15 protein-coding genes are annotated in these 16,155 nt (G+C 64.7%); 5 read left to right on the top strand and 10 right to left on the bottom strand.

Annotated features, from left to right (window positions below; genetic code table 11):
- The first annotated feature begins 34 nt into the window (after positions 1 to 34).
- Positions 35 to 862, top strand: a complete 828-nt coding sequence (gene map / locus SJY41_RS01765; RefSeq protein WP_380778538.1) for a type I methionyl aminopeptidase — start codon at positions 35 to 37, stop codon at positions 860 to 862.
- Between the two features lie 2 nt (positions 863 to 864).
- Here the strand turns inward: map and SJY41_RS01760 are convergent, their stop codons facing one another.
- Positions 865 to 1,263: a DUF1842 domain-containing protein gene (locus SJY41_RS01760; RefSeq protein ID WP_056062662.1), complete on the bottom strand. Its 399-nt coding sequence runs from the start codon at positions 1,261 to 1,263 to the stop codon at positions 865 to 867.
- 200 nt (positions 1,264 to 1,463) lie between these two features.
- On the opposite strand from SJY41_RS01760, the gene purL reads away from it, so the two are divergent.
- The 4 genes from purL to bfr all read left to right on the top strand — a co-directional run bounded on the left by purL (position 1,464) and on the right by bfr (position 6,411).
- A complete protein-coding gene (purL, locus tag SJY41_RS01755) occupies positions 1,464 to 3,692 on the top strand; it encodes a phosphoribosylformylglycinamidine synthase subunit PurL (protein WP_380778536.1) in 2,229 nt (742 codons plus the stop codon).
- A 599-nt stretch (positions 3,693 to 4,291) separates the two neighbouring features.
- Entirely contained in the window at positions 4,292 to 5,542 is a 1,251-nt protein-coding gene (locus SJY41_RS01750) for a DUF418 domain-containing protein (RefSeq protein WP_380778534.1), read from the top strand.
- An 81-nt stretch (positions 5,543 to 5,623) separates the two neighbouring features.
- The gene (locus SJY41_RS01745) at positions 5,624 to 5,794 is read left to right on the top strand and encodes a bacterioferritin-associated ferredoxin (protein WP_380778532.1); all 171 of its coding nucleotides are present in this window, start codon (positions 5,624 to 5,626) and stop codon (positions 5,792 to 5,794) included.
- A gap of 101 nt (positions 5,795 to 5,895) precedes the next feature.
- Positions 5,896 to 6,411: a bacterioferritin gene (gene bfr / locus SJY41_RS01740; protein WP_380778530.1), complete on the top strand. Its 516-nt coding sequence runs from the start codon at positions 5,896 to 5,898 to the stop codon at positions 6,409 to 6,411.
- 111 nt (positions 6,412 to 6,522) lie between these two features.
- Here the strand turns inward: bfr and SJY41_RS01735 are convergent, their stop codons facing one another.
- From SJY41_RS01735 to SJY41_RS01695, 9 genes are all read right to left on the bottom strand, one after another.
- Positions 6,523 to 6,963 (bottom strand): Hpt domain-containing protein, encoded by a 441-nt coding sequence (locus SJY41_RS01735; protein WP_380778528.1) that lies wholly within the window; start codon positions 6,961 to 6,963, stop codon positions 6,523 to 6,525.
- A gap of 84 nt (positions 6,964 to 7,047) precedes the next feature.
- Positions 7,048 to 7,266 carry a sulfurtransferase TusA family protein gene (locus SJY41_RS01730; protein ID WP_380778526.1) on the bottom strand — a complete coding sequence of 73 codons (219 nt, stop codon included), beginning with the start codon at positions 7,264 to 7,266 and terminating at the stop codon, positions 7,048 to 7,050.
- Between the two features lie 6 nt (positions 7,267 to 7,272).
- On the bottom strand, positions 7,273 to 8,661 hold the full coding sequence (gene der, locus SJY41_RS01725) for a ribosome biogenesis GTPase Der (protein ID WP_380778524.1): 1,389 nt from the start codon (positions 8,659 to 8,661) through the stop codon (positions 7,273 to 7,275).
- Positions 8,662 to 8,853: 192 nt separating this feature from the next.
- Positions 8,854 to 10,176: a PQQ-binding-like beta-propeller repeat protein gene (locus SJY41_RS01720; protein WP_380778522.1), complete on the bottom strand. Its 1,323-nt coding sequence runs from the start codon at positions 10,174 to 10,176 to the stop codon at positions 8,854 to 8,856.
- A complete protein-coding gene (locus SJY41_RS01715) occupies positions 10,173 to 10,913 on the bottom strand; it encodes a tetratricopeptide repeat protein (RefSeq protein ID WP_380778520.1) in 741 nt (246 codons plus the stop codon). The genes SJY41_RS01720 and SJY41_RS01715 overlap by 4 nt, the downstream gene beginning before the upstream one ends.
- Positions 10,914 to 10,985: 72 nt before the next feature.
- Positions 10,986 to 11,846 (bottom strand): 3-methyl-2-oxobutanoate hydroxymethyltransferase, encoded by an 861-nt coding sequence (gene panB / locus SJY41_RS01710; protein WP_380778518.1) that lies wholly within the window; start codon positions 11,844 to 11,846, stop codon positions 10,986 to 10,988.
- A gap of 47 nt (positions 11,847 to 11,893) precedes the next feature.
- Positions 11,894 to 12,328 (bottom strand): hypothetical protein, encoded by a 435-nt coding sequence (locus tag SJY41_RS01705; protein WP_380778517.1) that lies wholly within the window; start codon positions 12,326 to 12,328, stop codon positions 11,894 to 11,896.
- A gap of 209 nt (positions 12,329 to 12,537) precedes the next feature.
- Positions 12,538 to 14,994 carry a TonB-dependent receptor gene (locus SJY41_RS01700; protein WP_380778515.1) on the bottom strand — a complete coding sequence of 819 codons (2,457 nt, stop codon included), beginning with the start codon at positions 14,992 to 14,994 and terminating at the stop codon, positions 12,538 to 12,540.
- Between the two features lie 170 nt (positions 14,995 to 15,164).
- Complete coding sequence (locus SJY41_RS01695; RefSeq protein ID WP_380778513.1) at positions 15,165 to 16,073, bottom strand: LysR family transcriptional regulator; 909 nt, start codon at positions 16,071 to 16,073, stop codon at positions 15,165 to 15,167.
- Between the last annotated feature and the right edge of the window lie 82 nt (positions 16,074 to 16,155).

Genomic DNA, 16,155 nt, shown 5'->3' with positions numbered 1-16,155 from the left:
GCAAAAGCGCGCCCGCCACGCTATATCGCGCGTCATGACCGAATATGTAACCGTCACCTCGGACCAGCCCGACGCGCGCACCGGCGCGATCAAGCTGCATGGCCCCGCCGCGTTCGCCGGCATGATGAAGGCGGGTCGCCTTGCGGCCGAAACGCTCGACATGATCGTGCCGCACATGGTGCCGGGCGTGACCACCGCCGAGATCGATCGCCTCATCTACGACTTCATCGTCGCGGGCGGGGGCGTTCCCGCGACGCTCGGCTATCGTGGCTATACGCACAGCGTCTGCATCTCAACCAACCACGTCGTCTGCCACGGCATCCCAAGCGAGAAGACCTTGAAGTCGGGCGATATCGTCAACGTCGACGTCACGCCCTTGCTGGACGGCTGGCACGGCGACACGAGCCGGATGTACCTGATCGGCGACGTCCCGATCAAGGCGCGGCGCCTCGTCGAAGTCACCTATGAATGCCTGATGATCGGCATCGAGCACGCCAAGCCCGGCAACCGCATGGGCGACGTCGCCAACGCGATCCAGCGTCATGCCGAGAAGCACCGCTACGGCGTGGTCCGCGATTTCTGCGGCCACGGCGTCGGTCGCCTGTTCCACGACGCCCCCGAGGTCGTCCATGTCGGCAAGCCCGGTACCGGCCCCGAGCTCCGCCCCGGCATGATCTTCACGATCGAGCCGATGATCAACATCGGTCGCCCCGACGTGAAGCTGCTCGACGACGGCTGGACGGCGGTCACGCGCGATCGCTCGCTGTCCGCGCAATTCGAGCACTCGATCGGCATTACGGAAGACGGCTGCGAGATCTTCACGCTCAGCCCCAAGGGCTACACGCAGCCGCCTTACGTATAGCGTCAGCCTGCGGACACGTTCTTCACCGTACAGTCGGTGATGACGTGGCCGCTATATTCGAACGAACCCTTGCCGTTCCAATCCTTCGCCACAGCCAGCGCGGCGCTGAAGTGGGCGAGATACGATCCGATTCCGGGTGGTGGCACCGAAACGACATATTGGCCGGTGACGTGCACGAGCAAGGTGTCGTGTCCGAACCCGGTGTGCAGGATCGCACCCGTGACATGGGGAATGACGGTCGTGCCGTAAGGTGGTGGCAATGCTTGCGTGATTTGCGCCGATCCGGAGATTTGTCCGGTCGGGGCATTCACCCCAAGATCGAGATGAAGCGTCGGCGCGCCTGCAAATCCGCCATGCTTGACGTCCAGCTTTACTTGGTAATATCCAACCGGCTCGGTCATGATTATTTCCTCCTCCGGATCTATCCTGATCCGTTACTGGAGTTCCTCACGGGACGACTGTCGAGTCCAGCGGGATTGGGTCCGAAACGAACCGGTCGAGACGTGTATGGACTGACCCCGAAACCTTTTACACGGTTCCGCCATAGGAATCTGACGTACAAAGGGTGACGCGGACCGCCGGCACCGCTATCTGCCGCCCCATGACCGAGATCACACCGCAGATCGTCGCCGACCACGGCCTGTCCCCCGAAGAATATGAGCGCGTCCTGCGCGCCATCGGCCGCGAGCCGAACATGGTCGAGCTCGGCATCTTCTCGGTCATGTGGTCCGAGCATTGCAGCTACAAATCCAGCAAGATCCACCTGATGAAGCTGCCCACCAAGGGTCCGCGCGTCATCTGTGGCCCGGGCGAGAATGCCGGCGTCGTCGATATCGGTGACAATCAGGCGGCTATCTTCAAGATGGAGAGCCACAATCATCCGTCGTACATCGAGCCGTACCAGGGTGCTGCGACCGGCGTCGGCGGCATCCTGCGCGACGTCTTCACGATGGGCGCGCGGCCGATCGCCAACCTCAACGCGCTCCGCTTCGGCCGCCCCGATCACCCTAAGATGCGCCACCTGATCTCGGGCGTGGTCCACGGTATTGGCGGCTACGGCAATTGCGTCGGCGTGCCGACCGTCGGCGGCGAAGTGAACTTTCACAGCACGTATGACGGCAACATCCTGGTCAACGCGATGACGGTCGGGATCGCCGACCAGGACAAGATCTTCTATTCGGCCGCCTCGGGCATCGGCAATCCGATCGTCTATGTCGGCAGCAAGACCGGCCGCGACGGCATCCACGGCGCGACGATGGCCTCGGCCGATTTCGGCGAGGATTCGGACGCCAAGCGCCCGACCGTCCAGGTCGGCGATCCGTTCACCGAGAAGCTGCTGATCGAAGCCTGCCTCGAGTTGATGGCAACCGACGTGATCGTCGCGATCCAGGACATGGGCGCCGCGGGCCTCACCTCGTCGGCCGTGGAAATGGCGTCGAAGGGCGGCGTCGGCATCGAGCTGACGATGGACGACGTGCCGCAGCGCGAGACCGGCATGACGCCGTACGAGATGATGCTCTCGGAATCGCAGGAGCGCATGCTGATGGTCCTCAAGCCCGGCCGTGAAGCCGAGGCCGAGGCGATCTTCAAGAAGTGGGAGCTCGATTTCGCGGTGATCGGCCGCGTCACCGACACCGGCCGCATGGTCCTGACGTTCAAGGGCGAGACCGTCTGCGACATCCCGCTCGGGCCGCTCGCCGACGAAGCGCCGCTGTACGATCGCCCGCACGTCCCCACGCCCAAGCCCGCGCCGCTCGCCAACGCGCCGCACAGCAGCGACATCGCCGCCGACCTGCTCACGCTGATGGGCTCGCCGGACATCGCCTCGCGCCGCTGGATCTGGGAGCAATACGACCACATGGTCGGCGCCGACACGGTGCAGCGCCCCGGTGGCGACGCCGCGGTCGTCCGCGTCCACGGCACGCAGAAGGCACTGGCGATGACCACCGACTGCACCCCGCGTTACTGTTTCGCCGACCCGGTCGAGGGCGGCAAGCAGGCGGTCGCCGAAGCCTGGCGCAACCTGACCGCGGTCGGCGCGCTGCCGCTCGCCGTCACCAACTGCCTCAACTTCGCCAACCCGCAGCGCCCCGAGATCATGGGCCAGATCGTCGGCTGCCTCGAAGGCATGAGCGACGCCTGCATCGCGCTCGATTTCCCGATCGTGTCGGGCAACGTCTCGCTCTACAATGAATCGAAGGCGACCGGCGGCGGCTCCGCGATCCTGCCGACGCCAGCGATCGGCGCGATCGGGTTGCTGGCGGACTGGCAGAAGAATGCGACGATCGCGTTCAAGGGCTCGGGCGACATCATCCTCGCGGTCGGCACGCGCGGCGGCCATCTCGGCCAGTCGCTGTGGCTACGCGAATGCCACGGTCGCGAACAGCTCGACGCCGGCCCGCCTCCGCCCGTCGATCTCGCCGCCGAGCGCCGCACGGGCGACCTGATCCGCGAAGCGATCGCGCTCGGCCAGCTGACCGCCGTCCACGACGTCTCCGACGGCGGGGTCGCGGTGACGATCGCCGAGATGGCACTCGCCGGCGGCATCGGCGCGATGATCGACCGCAAGCAGCCGTTCGAGTGCGCGCGCTCGTTCTTCGCCGAGGACCAGGGCGTCTACATCGTTACCGTCGAGGACCACGCGCTGCTCGACTTCCTCGGCGCTGCCTATGCGGCGGGCGTCGAGGCGGAGCCGATGGGCCGGACCGGCGGCAAGCGCCTGATCTTCGAACGTCCCGACCGGGACGACGTCATCGCGCTGGACACGCTGCGCACCGCGCACGAGGGGTTCTTCCCGAAGCTGATGGGGGTCGACGCGGCTTTGGCGTAACCGTGCCCAGGCTACTGTTCAGCGTCCATCCAGCCCCGCCGCCCCCAACCCCCACCCCGGCGAAGGCCGGGGCCCAGTTGGGAAAGCAGCGGTAACGAAGCTCCGGAGCTAGCCCCGACAGTCCCCCAACTGGGCCCCGGCCTCCGCCGGGGTGGTTAGCCCTCGGGATAAGACACAGCCCCAAAAACACACGATGTTTCCCCGCAAAGGCGGGGGCCCATTCTGGACTCCCGCCTTCGCGGGAGAACACGGAGGCGAGAGTCGCCATCCGATCGAGCCTCGACCTAGCCCCACCTCCCGTCATCCCAGCGAAAGCTGGGATCTCCCCATTCGGGTCACGGCACGCGCCAATAGGGATACCCCAGCTTCCGCTGGGGTGACGGACGGATGGAGCAGGCTCACGACGGGAGACAGCCGCATTTAGCCGTGAGGCGTTGCGGGAAGGCGTTCGACCACCAAACCACGCTGTCCTATACCCCGGCGATGTGTCAGCGTCGCGCGATGATCGACGCACCGCTTCCCCCCCTTGCTTTGCCGACGCAAACGTCCCACGAAATGCCGCACCAGCGTCCATACTTCCTGTACTTCGCTCTTTCCGCATGACCCCCGCCCCCTCCAGAATCGCCACGCTGGACCTCATTCGCGGCGTCGCCGTGATGGGCATCCTGGCAGCCAACATCGCTGCGTTCGGCTTTCCGGACTTCGCCTATATGTCGCCCGCATCGATGGGCACGCCGAGCCTCGCCGACACCATCGCCTGGACGACCAACTTCATCGTCATCGACGGCAAGATGCGCGGGTTGTTCTCGTTCCTGTTCGGCGCATCGATGCTGCTCGTGATCGACGGCGCACGCGCGCAGGGCGACAGCGCGGCATCGGTCCATTTTCCGCGCATGGCGTGGCTGCTCGTGTTCGGCGCGATCCATATCTACCTGATCTGGTGGGGCGATATCCTGCTCCACTATGCACTGGTCGGCTGCGCGGCGTTCCTCTTCCACCGCCTGCCGACCCGTGCGCTGATCCTCGTCGGATTGATGTTGGTCGTGCTCCAGGTGATCGAGGGCGTTATCCTCGCGGGCTACGCGTTCGAGCTCCGGGCGGCCGCCTTCGCGCCGAATGCGTCGGCTAAAGCCGTGACCAGCTGGCAGACCTTCGCGGCGACGTTCGGCGGTCCCACGCCGCACGAGATCACCCGGCAGATCGCGATCGGGCGTGGCGGATATGCCGGTCAGCTCGCGCAACGCTGGGAGAACCCGGTCGGTCCCTTCGCCGTGATCGCCATGGTGGGCGCGGAGACGCTCGGCTACATGCTGCTCGGCATGGCCGGACTGCGCTCCGGCTTCCTGACCGGCGCGTGGTCCCGGCGGACCTACCGATGGATCGCGATCGTCTGTGTGGGCATCGGTGGTATCGCCTATGCATTCATCGCCGCGGTCGAGATCGGCCATAATTTCGATCCGCGCTACGTATTGTTCTCGTGGATCACGCTGTCGACGCCGGTCCGGCCGATCATGATCGTCGGATACGCAGCGCTGATCATCCTGCTTGGCCGCCCTGGCGGATGGCTGACCACGCGCGTGGCGGCGGCGGGGCGCATGGCGTTCTCCAACTACATCGGCACGTCGCTGGTCTGCACGACCATGTTCTACGGCTTCGGATTCGACCTTTTCGGCTATCTCACGCGCGCGCAACTCTACATCGTCGTCGTGCTCGTCTGGATCGCGATGCTCGCCTGGTCGAAGCCATGGCTCGACCGATACCGCTACGGTCCGCTCGAATGGGTGTGGCGCAGCCTTTCCCGATTCGCATGGCAGCCGATGCGCGGTTCTGCGTTCGCGACGAACCGATAGCGTCAATTGCGAATAAGACGCAAAACCGCTTGCGACTGGTTCGCAGTATCGGTATCCCCGGCTTACAGCTAGGGAGTTCCCATGGTCGTCTGCGTTTGCAATGCCATACGAGAATCCGACGTTCGCAACTGCGCACGCGGCGGTTGCACCACACCGTGCCAAGCCTTTCGTTCGATGGGCCGTCAGCCCAAATGCGGCCAGTGCGCGTCGATAGCGCGAGCGATTATCGACGACGAACGCGCTGCTGCATAAGCGTCGCAACAGCGGGAAACCGCAGAAATCCGCCATTTTCCGGGTTGTCGTTGCGGTATTCCGAAGGCTACATGTCCGGCAGAGGTGACGGAGATATGGCCATGCGCGGCGACCCCCAAGTAATCGAATTCCTGAACGAGGCGCTCAAGAACGAGCTGACCGCGGTCAACCAATATTGGCTCCATTACCGGATGCTCGAGCATTGGGGTGTTTACAAGCTCGCCCAGTACGAGCGGATGGAATCGATTGACGAGATGAAGCACGCCGACTGGCTGTCGGAGCGCATCCTGTTCCTTGACGGCCTGCCGAACTTCCAGCTGCTCGGCCGCCTGCGCATCGGCGAGACCGTCGAGGAGGTCCTGAAGTCGGATCTCGCGCTCGAAGTCGAGGCCACCGTCCAGCTCAAGGGCGCGATCGCGTATTGCGAAGAGGTCAAGGATTACATCAGCCGCGACCTGTTCGCGCGCATCCTCGCCAGCGAGGAAGAGCATGTTGACACGCTCGAACGCCAGTTCGAGATGATCGCGCGGATGGGCATCCACAACTACATCCAGCTGAATTCGATCTCGGAACATGATTCTCCCAAGACCGGCGCTGCGCCGTATCTGAAGGGCTGAAACCTTTGGCGGCCGTTTCCCCGTTCCGCGGGGGAACGGCCTTGATCGAACTATGCCGGTCCTCACCCTACGCCGATGGCGATCGGTGAGGACCGTTCCGACTAGATAACCTTACTCTTCGCCGAACCCGGTCGGCACGGCGCGGCGGCCAAAGCCCCCACCGATCACGGGCTTGCGCGCGACGATCGGGTTCGCTTCCCGTTCCAGCAAGGTCAGCGTTTCCTCGAAAAGCGGACGCAGACGGACGATGTGCTCCAGCGCCTCATCCGGCGTGTCCTGCATTTCCACGCAATCGCGCGCGATCATCTCGATCACCTCGGCCAGATCGGCAAGAGGATCGGCACCGAATTGCCGCGCCTCCCCCTTCAGCGTGTGGGCAGGAATGACCATCGCAGCGGCGTTGAGCGCGCGCATCGCCGCTTCGATCACTGCGACCGACTTTACGCCGTCCTCGCGAAAATAGCCGAGGATGCGGCCAAATCCTCCGCCGAGCTCGTTCCGAGCCTGCGTGAACGCCGGCCAGCTGATCAAGGTGTTTGCTTCAAACGACACTGTCGCCTTCTCCCATCGGGCCATTAGCGCCATGAAGGTCAGGCGCGTATTATACCCGCCATGGGTAAACACATTGTTGTCACGTTACCGACAAGTCACGATAAACGTCGGGATTAATGCATCCGAAACGACATGTATCGTCGCATTGAAAGCATCAGCAGCCGATCCGAGTTCGGCCGGCGCCTGGGGATCGTCGGCAATGACCTCGACGATCCGCGCGCCCGCGCGCAACGCCCGTGACAGGCGCATCACCGGCCAGGGACACTTCATACCCCGGGCATCGATGCGAACTACGCCGGACACCGCCGCCTAGTTGCCGCCGCCACCCTTGCCGTTGTCGTCATACGGGTTCTTCGGCGCGCGGAACATCAGGCGAACCGGCACCGCACCGAAGCCGAGATCCTTGCGCATCGAATTGACCAGATAGCGTTCATAGCTCGCAGGAAGCTGGTCGACGCGCGTACCGAAGATGACGAAGCTGGGCGGACGCGTCTTGACCTGCGTGACGTAGCGCATCTTGATCCGCTTGCCGCCGGGCGCCGGCGGCGGGGTCGCCTCGATCGCGCGTTCGAACCAGCGGTTGAGTTCGCCGGTGCCGACCCGCTTCGACCACGCGTCACGCGTGTCGAAACAAGCCTGGAGCAACTGGTCGATGCCTTTGCCGGTCGCCCCGGACACGGTCATCACGGTCACGCCCTTGACCTGGCTCAGTCCGTCTTCGAGCGCGCGCTTGACGCCGTTGAAAAGCGACGACGCGCTCTCGGCGATATCCCATTTGTTGAGCGCGATCACGAGTGCCCGGCCCTCCTGCAGCACCTTGTCGGCGATGCGGAGATCCTGCGCTTCCAGGCCCAGCGTCGCGTCGAGGAGCAGCACGACGACCTCGGCGAAGTCGACCGCGTGCAGCGCGTCCTCGACCGACATCTTCTCGAGCTTGTCCTGCACCTTGGCGCGCTTGCGCATGCCGGCGGTGTCGATCAGGCGCACCTTGCGCGCCTCCCCGCCGGTCGGGTGCCAGTCGTAATCCACACTGATCGAATCGCGCGTGATGCCGGCTTCGGGACCGGTGATCATCCGGTCCTCGCCGAGGATGCGGTTGACGAGCGTCGACTTGCCTGCGTTCGGACGGCCGACGATCGCGAGCTTCAGCGGGCCTTCGTATTCGTTGTCGGGCTGTTCCTCGGGAACCTCGTCCTTGCCTTCGAGCAGCGGAAGCAGGCCTTCGAACAGATCACCCATGCCTTCGCCGTGTTCGGCAGACAGTTGGACCGGGTCGCCGAACCCGAGCGCGAGCGATTCTAGGATACCGTCTTCGCCTGCGCGGCCCTCGGCCTTGTTGGCGACGAGGATGACAGGGACGTCGGCGGTGCGGAGCCAGCGCGCGATTTCCTCGTCAAGCGGCACGATCCCCGCGCGCGCATCGAACAGGAACAGCGCGACATCGGCCTGCGCTACCGCGGCCTCGGTCTGCTGACGCATCCGGCCCGGCAGCGTCTGCGCGTCGTGATCTTCGTAACCGGCGGTATCGATGATGCGGAATTCGAGCCCGATCAGCGAGGCATCGCCTTCACGGCGATCGCGCGTGACCCCCGGCCGGTCGTCGACCAGTGCGAGCTTCTTGCCGACGAGGCGGTTGAACAGGGTCGACTTGCCGACATTTGGGCGGCCGACGATTGCGACCACGGGGAGTTTGGACATGGGGAGCCCTTAGCGCGTGTCGCGCCAAAGGTCACCTAGTCCCTCGCCCCTCTGGGGAGAGTGAGGGAGGAGCGCAGCGACCGGAGGGTGCGGGGCGTTGGGGCGCGCGATTCGAGCCTCACTCCCCTCACCCTTCCCACGGCTAGCGCCGCGGGCCCCTTCCCTCTCCCCGACGGGGAGAGGGCGTAGGAATCACCGGTACGCGGTGATCTTGCCCTTCTGGTCCAGCGTATACAGCGTGGAATTCGCAACGATCGGCGGCAGCGAGAAGGGCGTCTTCGTCTCTATCGTCGAACTCACCTTGCCATCGCTCGGCGAGACGAAATTGATTTCGCCGCGCGAGTTGGTCAGCACCAGGCGGTTGCCCGCGAGGATCGGCCCGAACCAGGTGATCGCGTTGCTACGCTTCTTCTCGTTCTGGAACCGCGGCAACTGCGCGATCCAGCGCGCCTTGCCGTTCGACCGCGACAGGCAGACCAGCCGCGCGTCGTCGGTGACGACGAACAGCCATTCGCCCGCGATCCACGGCGTGGAGATCCCGGCAAAGTTCTGCTCCCACAGGCGTTGCCCGGTCGACAGTTCGAGGGCGACCATGCGGCCGCCCTGGCCAACCGCGTAGACGCGGCCGCCATCGATCACCGGTGCGGCATCGATGTCCGACAGGCTGGAAACCGAGGTCGTGATCGAGGTCCGCGACAATGCGTCCTGCCACAGGATGCGGCCGTTCTCGTAGCGATAGGCGCTGAGTTCGCCGCTCGAGAAGCCGGCGACGACCGTACCCTGGCTGACCGCGGGTGCGGCGACACCGAACACGCCCTGCGTTTCGAGCGTGCCCGACTGTACCCACTGAACCTTGCCATCCGCCTGGTTCAACGAGAACACCTGGTTGTCCTGCGTCAGGACATAGACCGCGCCGTTCGCGACCGTCGGCGAACCACGAAGCGGCGCGCCAGGCTTGGCACGCCACAAGACCTTGCCGTCCGCCGCGCTCATCGCAACGACGTCGCCGACACCGTCGGTGGCATACAGCTTGCCGTCGTCATAGCTGACGCCGCCGCCGAACCGAGCAGCCTTGTTCAGCTTGCCCTCCGTGATGCCCGCGGTCCACAGCGCCGCGCCCGTATCGGCCGCGAACGCGTGGATGGTGGCGGTGACGTCGGTCACGAACAGCTTATTTTCAGCGACGACCGGCGCCGCCGCCATCCGCTCGCGGTTGGATCCGCCGTCGATCGAGGCCTGCCAGGCACGCTTGGGCTGCTCGCCCAGTGCCAGCTGCCCCATCGACTTCGCAGGATTGCCGCCGGGTTGCGCCCAAGCGTCGTTGACCGCAGGCGCGGGCAGCAGGACCTGGACGTCGGCGATCGTCTTGTCGGTCTCGACCTCGTTCTCGGACACCAGGATCGACACGCGATCGCCAACCGTCGGCGTCTTCTTGCCACCGCTCTTGAAGATTCCGCAACCGCTCAGCGCCACGAGCGCGGCGACGGCGACCGTCACCCGATATGTCTTCATCATTGCGCCTTGGTATCCTCGTTTGATGCGGCCGGGCTATTCGTTCCGGCGGTCGGCACGGCAGTTGCGACGGCGTCGACACCCAGTACGCCGGCCATCTGAACGGCGCGTTGACGAATCGTCTCGGGCACGCCGGTATCACGGGCAATCTGGCCGAAAAGCGTACCGGCCTGCTGCCGCTGGTTCATGCGCAGATAGGAAACCGCGACCATTTCGCCCGCGCTCCCCAGCCACGCGCCACCCGGCACGGCCAGCGGCCGAAGACGCTCGACGACGACCTGCGGCTTCAGCGTATCGAATTCGGCGGATGTCTGACGAACCAGCGCAAGATCGCGAAACGGCTTGGCGAGCGACGTGTCCGCAGCGATCGCACCGAGCTTTGCCGCGGCGCCCTTCAAGTCGTCCTTCTGGAGCAGGATATCGGCCTGAGTGAACTGGGCCAGCGCGCGGTAGCCGTCGCGGTTCGACTTGGCGAGTTCGGCAAGCGGCTTGGCTGCGGCCGCGGCGTTGTTGGCACCGAGCGAATCATACGCGACCTGAAGCTGCTCGCCTTCGACGCCGGCGACTTCGGCGGTGTGATGCTGCCAGTAGAGGAAGCCTGCCAGCGCGGCGAGCGCGGCGACGACGGCGACCCCGACCCAGACGCCCCAGTTCGTCCAGAACCCGGCCAGTTGGTCACGTCGCAGTTCTTCGTCGACCTCACGCAGGAATGCTTGATCGGTTTTCGGCGGGAGGGCCAAGGAATGCTCCGGAAATATTGAGGGGGTGGGCGGCGCGGACCTTAGCCGCGCCGGAACCGAAACGGAAGCGGATCAATCCTTGGGCGCGTAGACCTGCTCGGCGCCCGGAAACGCGCGCGACCGAACGTCGTCGGCATAGGTCTGCGCGGCCGACGAGATCGTCTCGGCGATGTCGGCGAAGCGCTTCACGAACTTGGCGGTACGATCGAACAACCCGAGCATGTCCTCGGCGACCAGCACCTGCCCGTCGCAGTGCGCCGAAGCACCGATCCCGATCGTCGGGCACGCGACGGTGTTGGTGATCTCGATCGCAATCGGCTCGACCACGCCTTCGATCACCATCGAGAACGCCCCTGCCGCGTCGATCGCCTGCGCGTCGGCGACGATCTTTGCCGCCTCCTCGGGCGTGCGACCCCGCGCACCATAGCCACCGAGCACGTTCACCGCCTGCGGGGTGAGGCCGACATGGCCCATCACCGGTATCCCCCGCTCGGTGAGGAACCTGACGGTCGACGCCATGGCGATGCCGCCCTCCAGCTTCACGGCCGCAGCGCCAGTCTGCTTCAGGAGCCAGGCCGCACTTTCGAACGCCTTTTCCGGCGACGCCTCGTAGCTGCCGAACGGCATGTCGATCACGACGACCGCGTGATAACTGCCCCGCACCACCGCAGCGCCGTGCGCGGCCATCATCTCCAGCGTCACCGGCACCGTCGACGGCAAGCCGTAGATCACCTGCCCCAGGCTATCGCCGACCAGCAGCATGTCACAATGCGGATCGAGCAACTGCGCGGTCCGCACGGTGTAGGCGGTCAGCATCACGAGCGGCGTCTTGCCCTTCTGGCGACGGATCGCGGGCACCGTCAGGCGCTTGAGCGGCGCGGGTGTCGGGGTGGCGCGACTCGTCGCCGTGTCGAGGGTGTAGGTCGTGGACATGGGACGCTATTAGCGCGCGGCTCGGCGCTCGCCCAGCCTCGCGCGTGTCAAACCGCCCAGCCCTTCAACCGCGCATTGCCGACGAGCCAGAGCGCGAACGTTGCGACCGCGACGATCACGATCGGCAGGCCCAGCGTCTCCGCGGCGCCCTTATGAGCGACGATGTCGGTTGTCGCGAAGAGCCAGCCGAACTGCACGATCGTCGCGCCCAACGACGCGATCAGGAACGGGCGGGCATTGGCGCGTCGCATGAACAACAGGACTGCGCCGATCAGCCCGGACAATACCGCGACGGCGAACAGTGGATCATACCAGTTCGGCAGCGCGGCATAGAGCGCGCGGTCGTAAGCGGTGGCGTGCCGCATGGCATCGGCACCGAGCCGAACCTGCTGCAGACACATGAAACAGCCGATAAGTCCCCAGGCAACAAGGACTCCGGTCGTCATCCGGAACCACAACGGGCCCTGCCGAACAAAGAACATGCCGTCACCCCCACAACCCCAAGTCGAAGAGCGTGCGCCGGCGTCGGCCTATAGGCAATAGGCAGCGGCGGAGTGGCCGATCATGTGCAGTTACCCCGGGGCAGCGGCGCCTGACCGGAAAGCGATCGGGAGCTTCCGACTGCGATCCCTCTCCGGCTTCGGCATCAACACTATGTCGCGCTGCGCATGAACCTGTGATTACGTACTTTTCAGAACGAAAACTTGATCGTGCCGCCCCAGGTCTGCGGATCACCCAATTGGGCGGAGATCAGGCCGGTATTGCCGGGCGTCACCGCCAATGATTCGAAATAATTCTCATCGAACGCGTTACGCACCCAGCCGAAGATATCGAAGGTCTGCGTCCGGAACCCTGCGCGGAAATTGTGGATCGAATACCCGTCGACGTCGGTGTAGACCGAGCGCGAGGCGTTGGACGAGAATTTCGAGCGGTAATTGGCGTCATAGCCGGCATAGGCCTGCCCCTCGCGGCCGAACACCTTGGCGGGGAGGTTATATTCGCCACCCCAGGAGAACGCCCATTTCGAGACGCCGGGAAGCCAGCTGCCCGAGACGTCGCAGTTCGCGGGGCTGAGCGCACCGGGAACGCCCGCCGCGCCGGGAACCTGCGTACCCGTGACCGTCGTACCGCCGGCGAGCTCGGGCGGGCACGGGGCGTTGGTGAACTTCAGGAACTTGGCGTCGGTGAACGCGCCGCTGACATAGGCGCTGAACCGGTCGCTCGGCCGGACCGAGAAATCGCCTTCGATGCCGCGCGTGCGGACCTTGTCGGCGTTGGCGAGATAGCCACGCAGAACGTTGCTGCCGCTGACGTTGCTGATGACGCTGGCCTGGAAATTCTTGATCTCGGTCCAGAAGCCCGAGAGGTTCAGCGTGGCGCGACGGTCCCAGAACTGCGTCTTCAGGCCGATCTCGAAGTGATCGACCTTCTCCGGCTTGATCACCGCGACGTCGAGTTGCGGCAGTCCGTTCGCCTGGCTGGGTACGCCGTTCAGATTGACGCCGCCGGTCTTGAACGACTTCGCATAGGTTGCGTAGGCGTTGATATCACGCGCGACTTCGTAGGCCAGGTTGAGATCGTAGGAGAGGTTCCACGCGCTGTAGGGCACCTCGAAGAATTGCGAGGCCTGTACGCCGCGCTGCGCCGCGGTCCAGGGGTCGGTGTACGATACGCTGGTGGGATCGTTGCTGACGACCTGGCGCGTACCGTTCGACGCGGTGCCGACCACGACCGAGTCGTAATAGCCGTCCTTCTTGTCGTAATTGACGCGGATGCCCGGCGAGACGGTGAAGCGATCGGTCAGCTTCCAGTTCAGCTTGCCGAACGCGGCGAGGCTGGTGTTGTCGAGCCGGATGTCGTTGGTCGCGATGACCCCGTTGAGGACCGCCGGATTGTTCGACAGCGCGCTGCTCGGTGCGAGCAGCCAGGCGCTCGCGGCCGTGCCGGTCTCCTGGACGCCACTGGTGCGGATCTTCTGGTGGAACGCAAAGCCGCCGAGCACGAAGTTGAGGCTCTTGCCCTCGTAATTATACCGCAACTCTTGCGTGTACTGGTCCTGCTTCGTCGGGTTGTTCACTTTGGTGTAGATCGGCAAACCGGTGAAATCGCGGTCGTTCTTCGGCGCCCAATCCCAATAGCGCCAGGCGGTGACCGAGGTCAGCGTGCCGGCGCCGAGATCCCATTCGATCCGCGCCGACGCACCGCCATGCTCGTTCCGCGCCGCGATATCCGCGTCGAGATCGGTCACGCGGTCGAACGGATCGGTGCTCGGCACCTTGTAGCCGGGGAAACGCGCGATCAGCGCGGCATATTGGCGGTTGAGCGCGCGCTGGGTCGTGCCGACGCGTGCATAGGTCTGCACGCAGCAGATCGGGTTCTGCAGATTGTAGTCGCCCGACAGGGTAATGTTCAGCGTGTCGGTCGGCTTCCACAGCAGCGACCCGCGAACGCCCAGATTGTCCTGCGAATTGACGTGCTGGTTCGTGACCACGTTATAGATGGTGCCGCGGCGATCGGTGTTCGACACGCTGATGCGCGCTGCGAGATTGTCGGTGATCGGACCGGACACCGACGCCTTGCCCTGCTTGAAGCCGTAGTTCCCGAGCGAGATCTCCGCCTTGCCTTCGAAATCGAAGCTCGGCGGTCGGGTAGTGATGTTGATCGCGCCTGCGGTCGTGTTCTTGCCGTACAGCGTGCCCTGGGGCCCGCGCAGCGTCTCGATCCGTTCGACGTCAACGAAGTCGAGCGTCGCCGACGCGATCCGGTTGTAATAGACCTGGTCGATATAGATGCCGACGCCCTGTTCGAAACCATCGTTGGTCAGGCCGAAAGGCGCGCCGATACCGCGGATGTTGATGAAGGTGTTGCGCGGGTTGGTCGAATAGAATTGCAGCGTCGGCTGCAGCTGGGTCAGGCGATTGATGTTGTAGATGCCCTGCGCTTCGAGCGTCTTGCCACTGGTGACCGAGATCGCAACCGGCACCTGCTGTACGTTCTCCGCACGGCGGCGCGCGGTGACGAGGATATCACCGCCGTTCTGCGAAGCCTCCGGAGCATCGGCGGGAGACGCAGGCGAAGCGGTCTGATCCGAAACTGCCGACGGCGTGACGGCTTGACCGGCGAGCAGCAGCGCGAGCGTAAGTGACATTCTTGATTTCCCCTGAACTTTGAATGCAAAGTCTACTAAATCGGGGGATGATCAATGCGGCGTTGTCTTGGGGCGCGCAAAGCGGGACTTGTCCGGCTCATAAACCGCGCTTGCCGCACCAAAGCTGCGGTGACCTGCCGGTTCAGGCGGAGGCCCGTATCGCCCTCACCTTACCCGGCAAGGCGCGCTGCAAGGTAATCGACGAAAGCCCGGATCCGCGCGGGAGTATTGGTGCCACCGACGAACACGGCGTGGATCTGCTCGGCGTCCCCTGGATTATAGTCTTCGAGGAGCGGGATCAGCCGTCCCGCCGCGATGTCGTCGACGACGCTGAACGCGCCGACTCGGGCAATGCCCACCCCCGCAGCGCAAAGCTGACCTAGCGTTTCACCGTTGTTCGCCTCGATATTCCCGCGCACCGACAACGCGACATCCTGGCCCGCGCGGCGGAACGGCCAGACCGGCTCGGCGCGGCGAAAGTTGAAGTTGAGGCAATTGTGACGATGCAGGTCCTCCGGTTCGATCGGCGTCCCGCATCGCGCGAGATAGTCCGGTGCCGCGACGATCACGCGCCGGCTCTCGCCGATTTTCCGCGCCGTCAGCAGGCTGTCCGCGAGCGGTCCGAACCGGATCGCGACGTCCGCCTGCCCACCGGCGACGTCGACCAGCGTATCGGTCAACGCGAAGTCGATCAGGATATGAGGATAAAGGCGCGCGAATGGGCCAAGTAGCGGAACGACGCATAGCCGGCCATGCGACAGCGACGCGCTGATCCTCAGTCGCCCTCGCGGCGCCCCCTGATCCGCGATCTGCTGCTCCGCATCGTCGAGATCGGCGAGAATACGTCGCGCGGTCTGGAGATAGACCTGCCCTTCGGCGGTCGGCGTCAGCGCCCTGGTCGAGCGCAGCAGCAGTCGCACGCCAAGCCGCGCCTCGATCCGATCGATCGACCGCGCGACGGCCGACGGGGTGAGGCCCAGCAGACGCCCGGCACCCGAAAAGCTGCCCGCTCGCATGACGGCAGCGAAGATCTCCAATGCACGGGCCCGATCAGCGCCCATGACCGTCTTTGCGTCCATGTCAAAAATCCTTCGCTATCGTACCCTCTAATCAGGCTCCGATCCCTCGTCTATCTATGCGTAGACGTTGAAATTGAGGATT

The sequence above is a fragment of the Sphingomonas sp. R86520 genome (assembly GCF_042466285.1).
Taxonomy (GTDB): domain Bacteria; phylum Pseudomonadota; class Alphaproteobacteria; order Sphingomonadales; family Sphingomonadaceae; genus Sphingomonas.
The sequence above is the reverse complement of the archived record's forward strand: the minus strand, read 5'-3'. Positions and strand labels throughout refer to the sequence as shown.

Bases quoted from the DNA above. Each gene is read 5' to 3' on its own strand.
- map (WP_380778538.1), top strand. From the start codon at position 35: ATGACCGAATATGTAACCGTCACCTCGGACCAGCCCGACGCGCGCACC.
- SJY41_RS01760 (WP_056062662.1), bottom strand. From the start codon at position 1,263: ATGACCGAGCCGGTTGGATATTACCAAGTAAAGCTGGACGTCAAGCAT.
- purL (WP_380778536.1), top strand. From the start codon at position 1,464: ATGACCGAGATCACACCGCAGATCGTCGCCGACCACGGCCTGTCCCCC.
- SJY41_RS01750 (WP_380778534.1), top strand. From the start codon at position 4,292: ATGACCCCCGCCCCCTCCAGAATCGCCACGCTGGACCTCATTCGCGGC.
- SJY41_RS01745 (WP_380778532.1), top strand. From the start codon at position 5,624: ATGGTCGTCTGCGTTTGCAATGCCATACGAGAATCCGACGTTCGCAAC.
- bfr (WP_380778530.1), top strand. From the start codon at position 5,896: ATGCGCGGCGACCCCCAAGTAATCGAATTCCTGAACGAGGCGCTCAAG.
- der (WP_380778524.1), bottom strand. From the start codon at position 8,661: ATGTCCAAACTCCCCGTGGTCGCAATCGTCGGCCGCCCAAATGTCGGC.
- SJY41_RS01720 (WP_380778522.1), bottom strand. From the start codon at position 10,176: ATGATGAAGACATATCGGGTGACGGTCGCCGTCGCCGCGCTCGTGGCG.
- panB (WP_380778518.1), bottom strand. From the start codon at position 11,846: ATGTCCACGACCTACACCCTCGACACGGCGACGAGTCGCGCCACCCCG.
- SJY41_RS01705 (WP_380778517.1), bottom strand. From the start codon at position 12,328: ATGTTCTTTGTTCGGCAGGGCCCGTTGTGGTTCCGGATGACGACCGGA.
- SJY41_RS01700 (WP_380778515.1), bottom strand. From the start codon at position 14,994: ATGTCACTTACGCTCGCGCTGCTGCTCGCCGGTCAAGCCGTCACGCCG.
- SJY41_RS01695 (WP_380778513.1), bottom strand. From the start codon at position 16,073: ATGGACGCAAAGACGGTCATGGGCGCTGATCGGGCCCGTGCATTGGAG.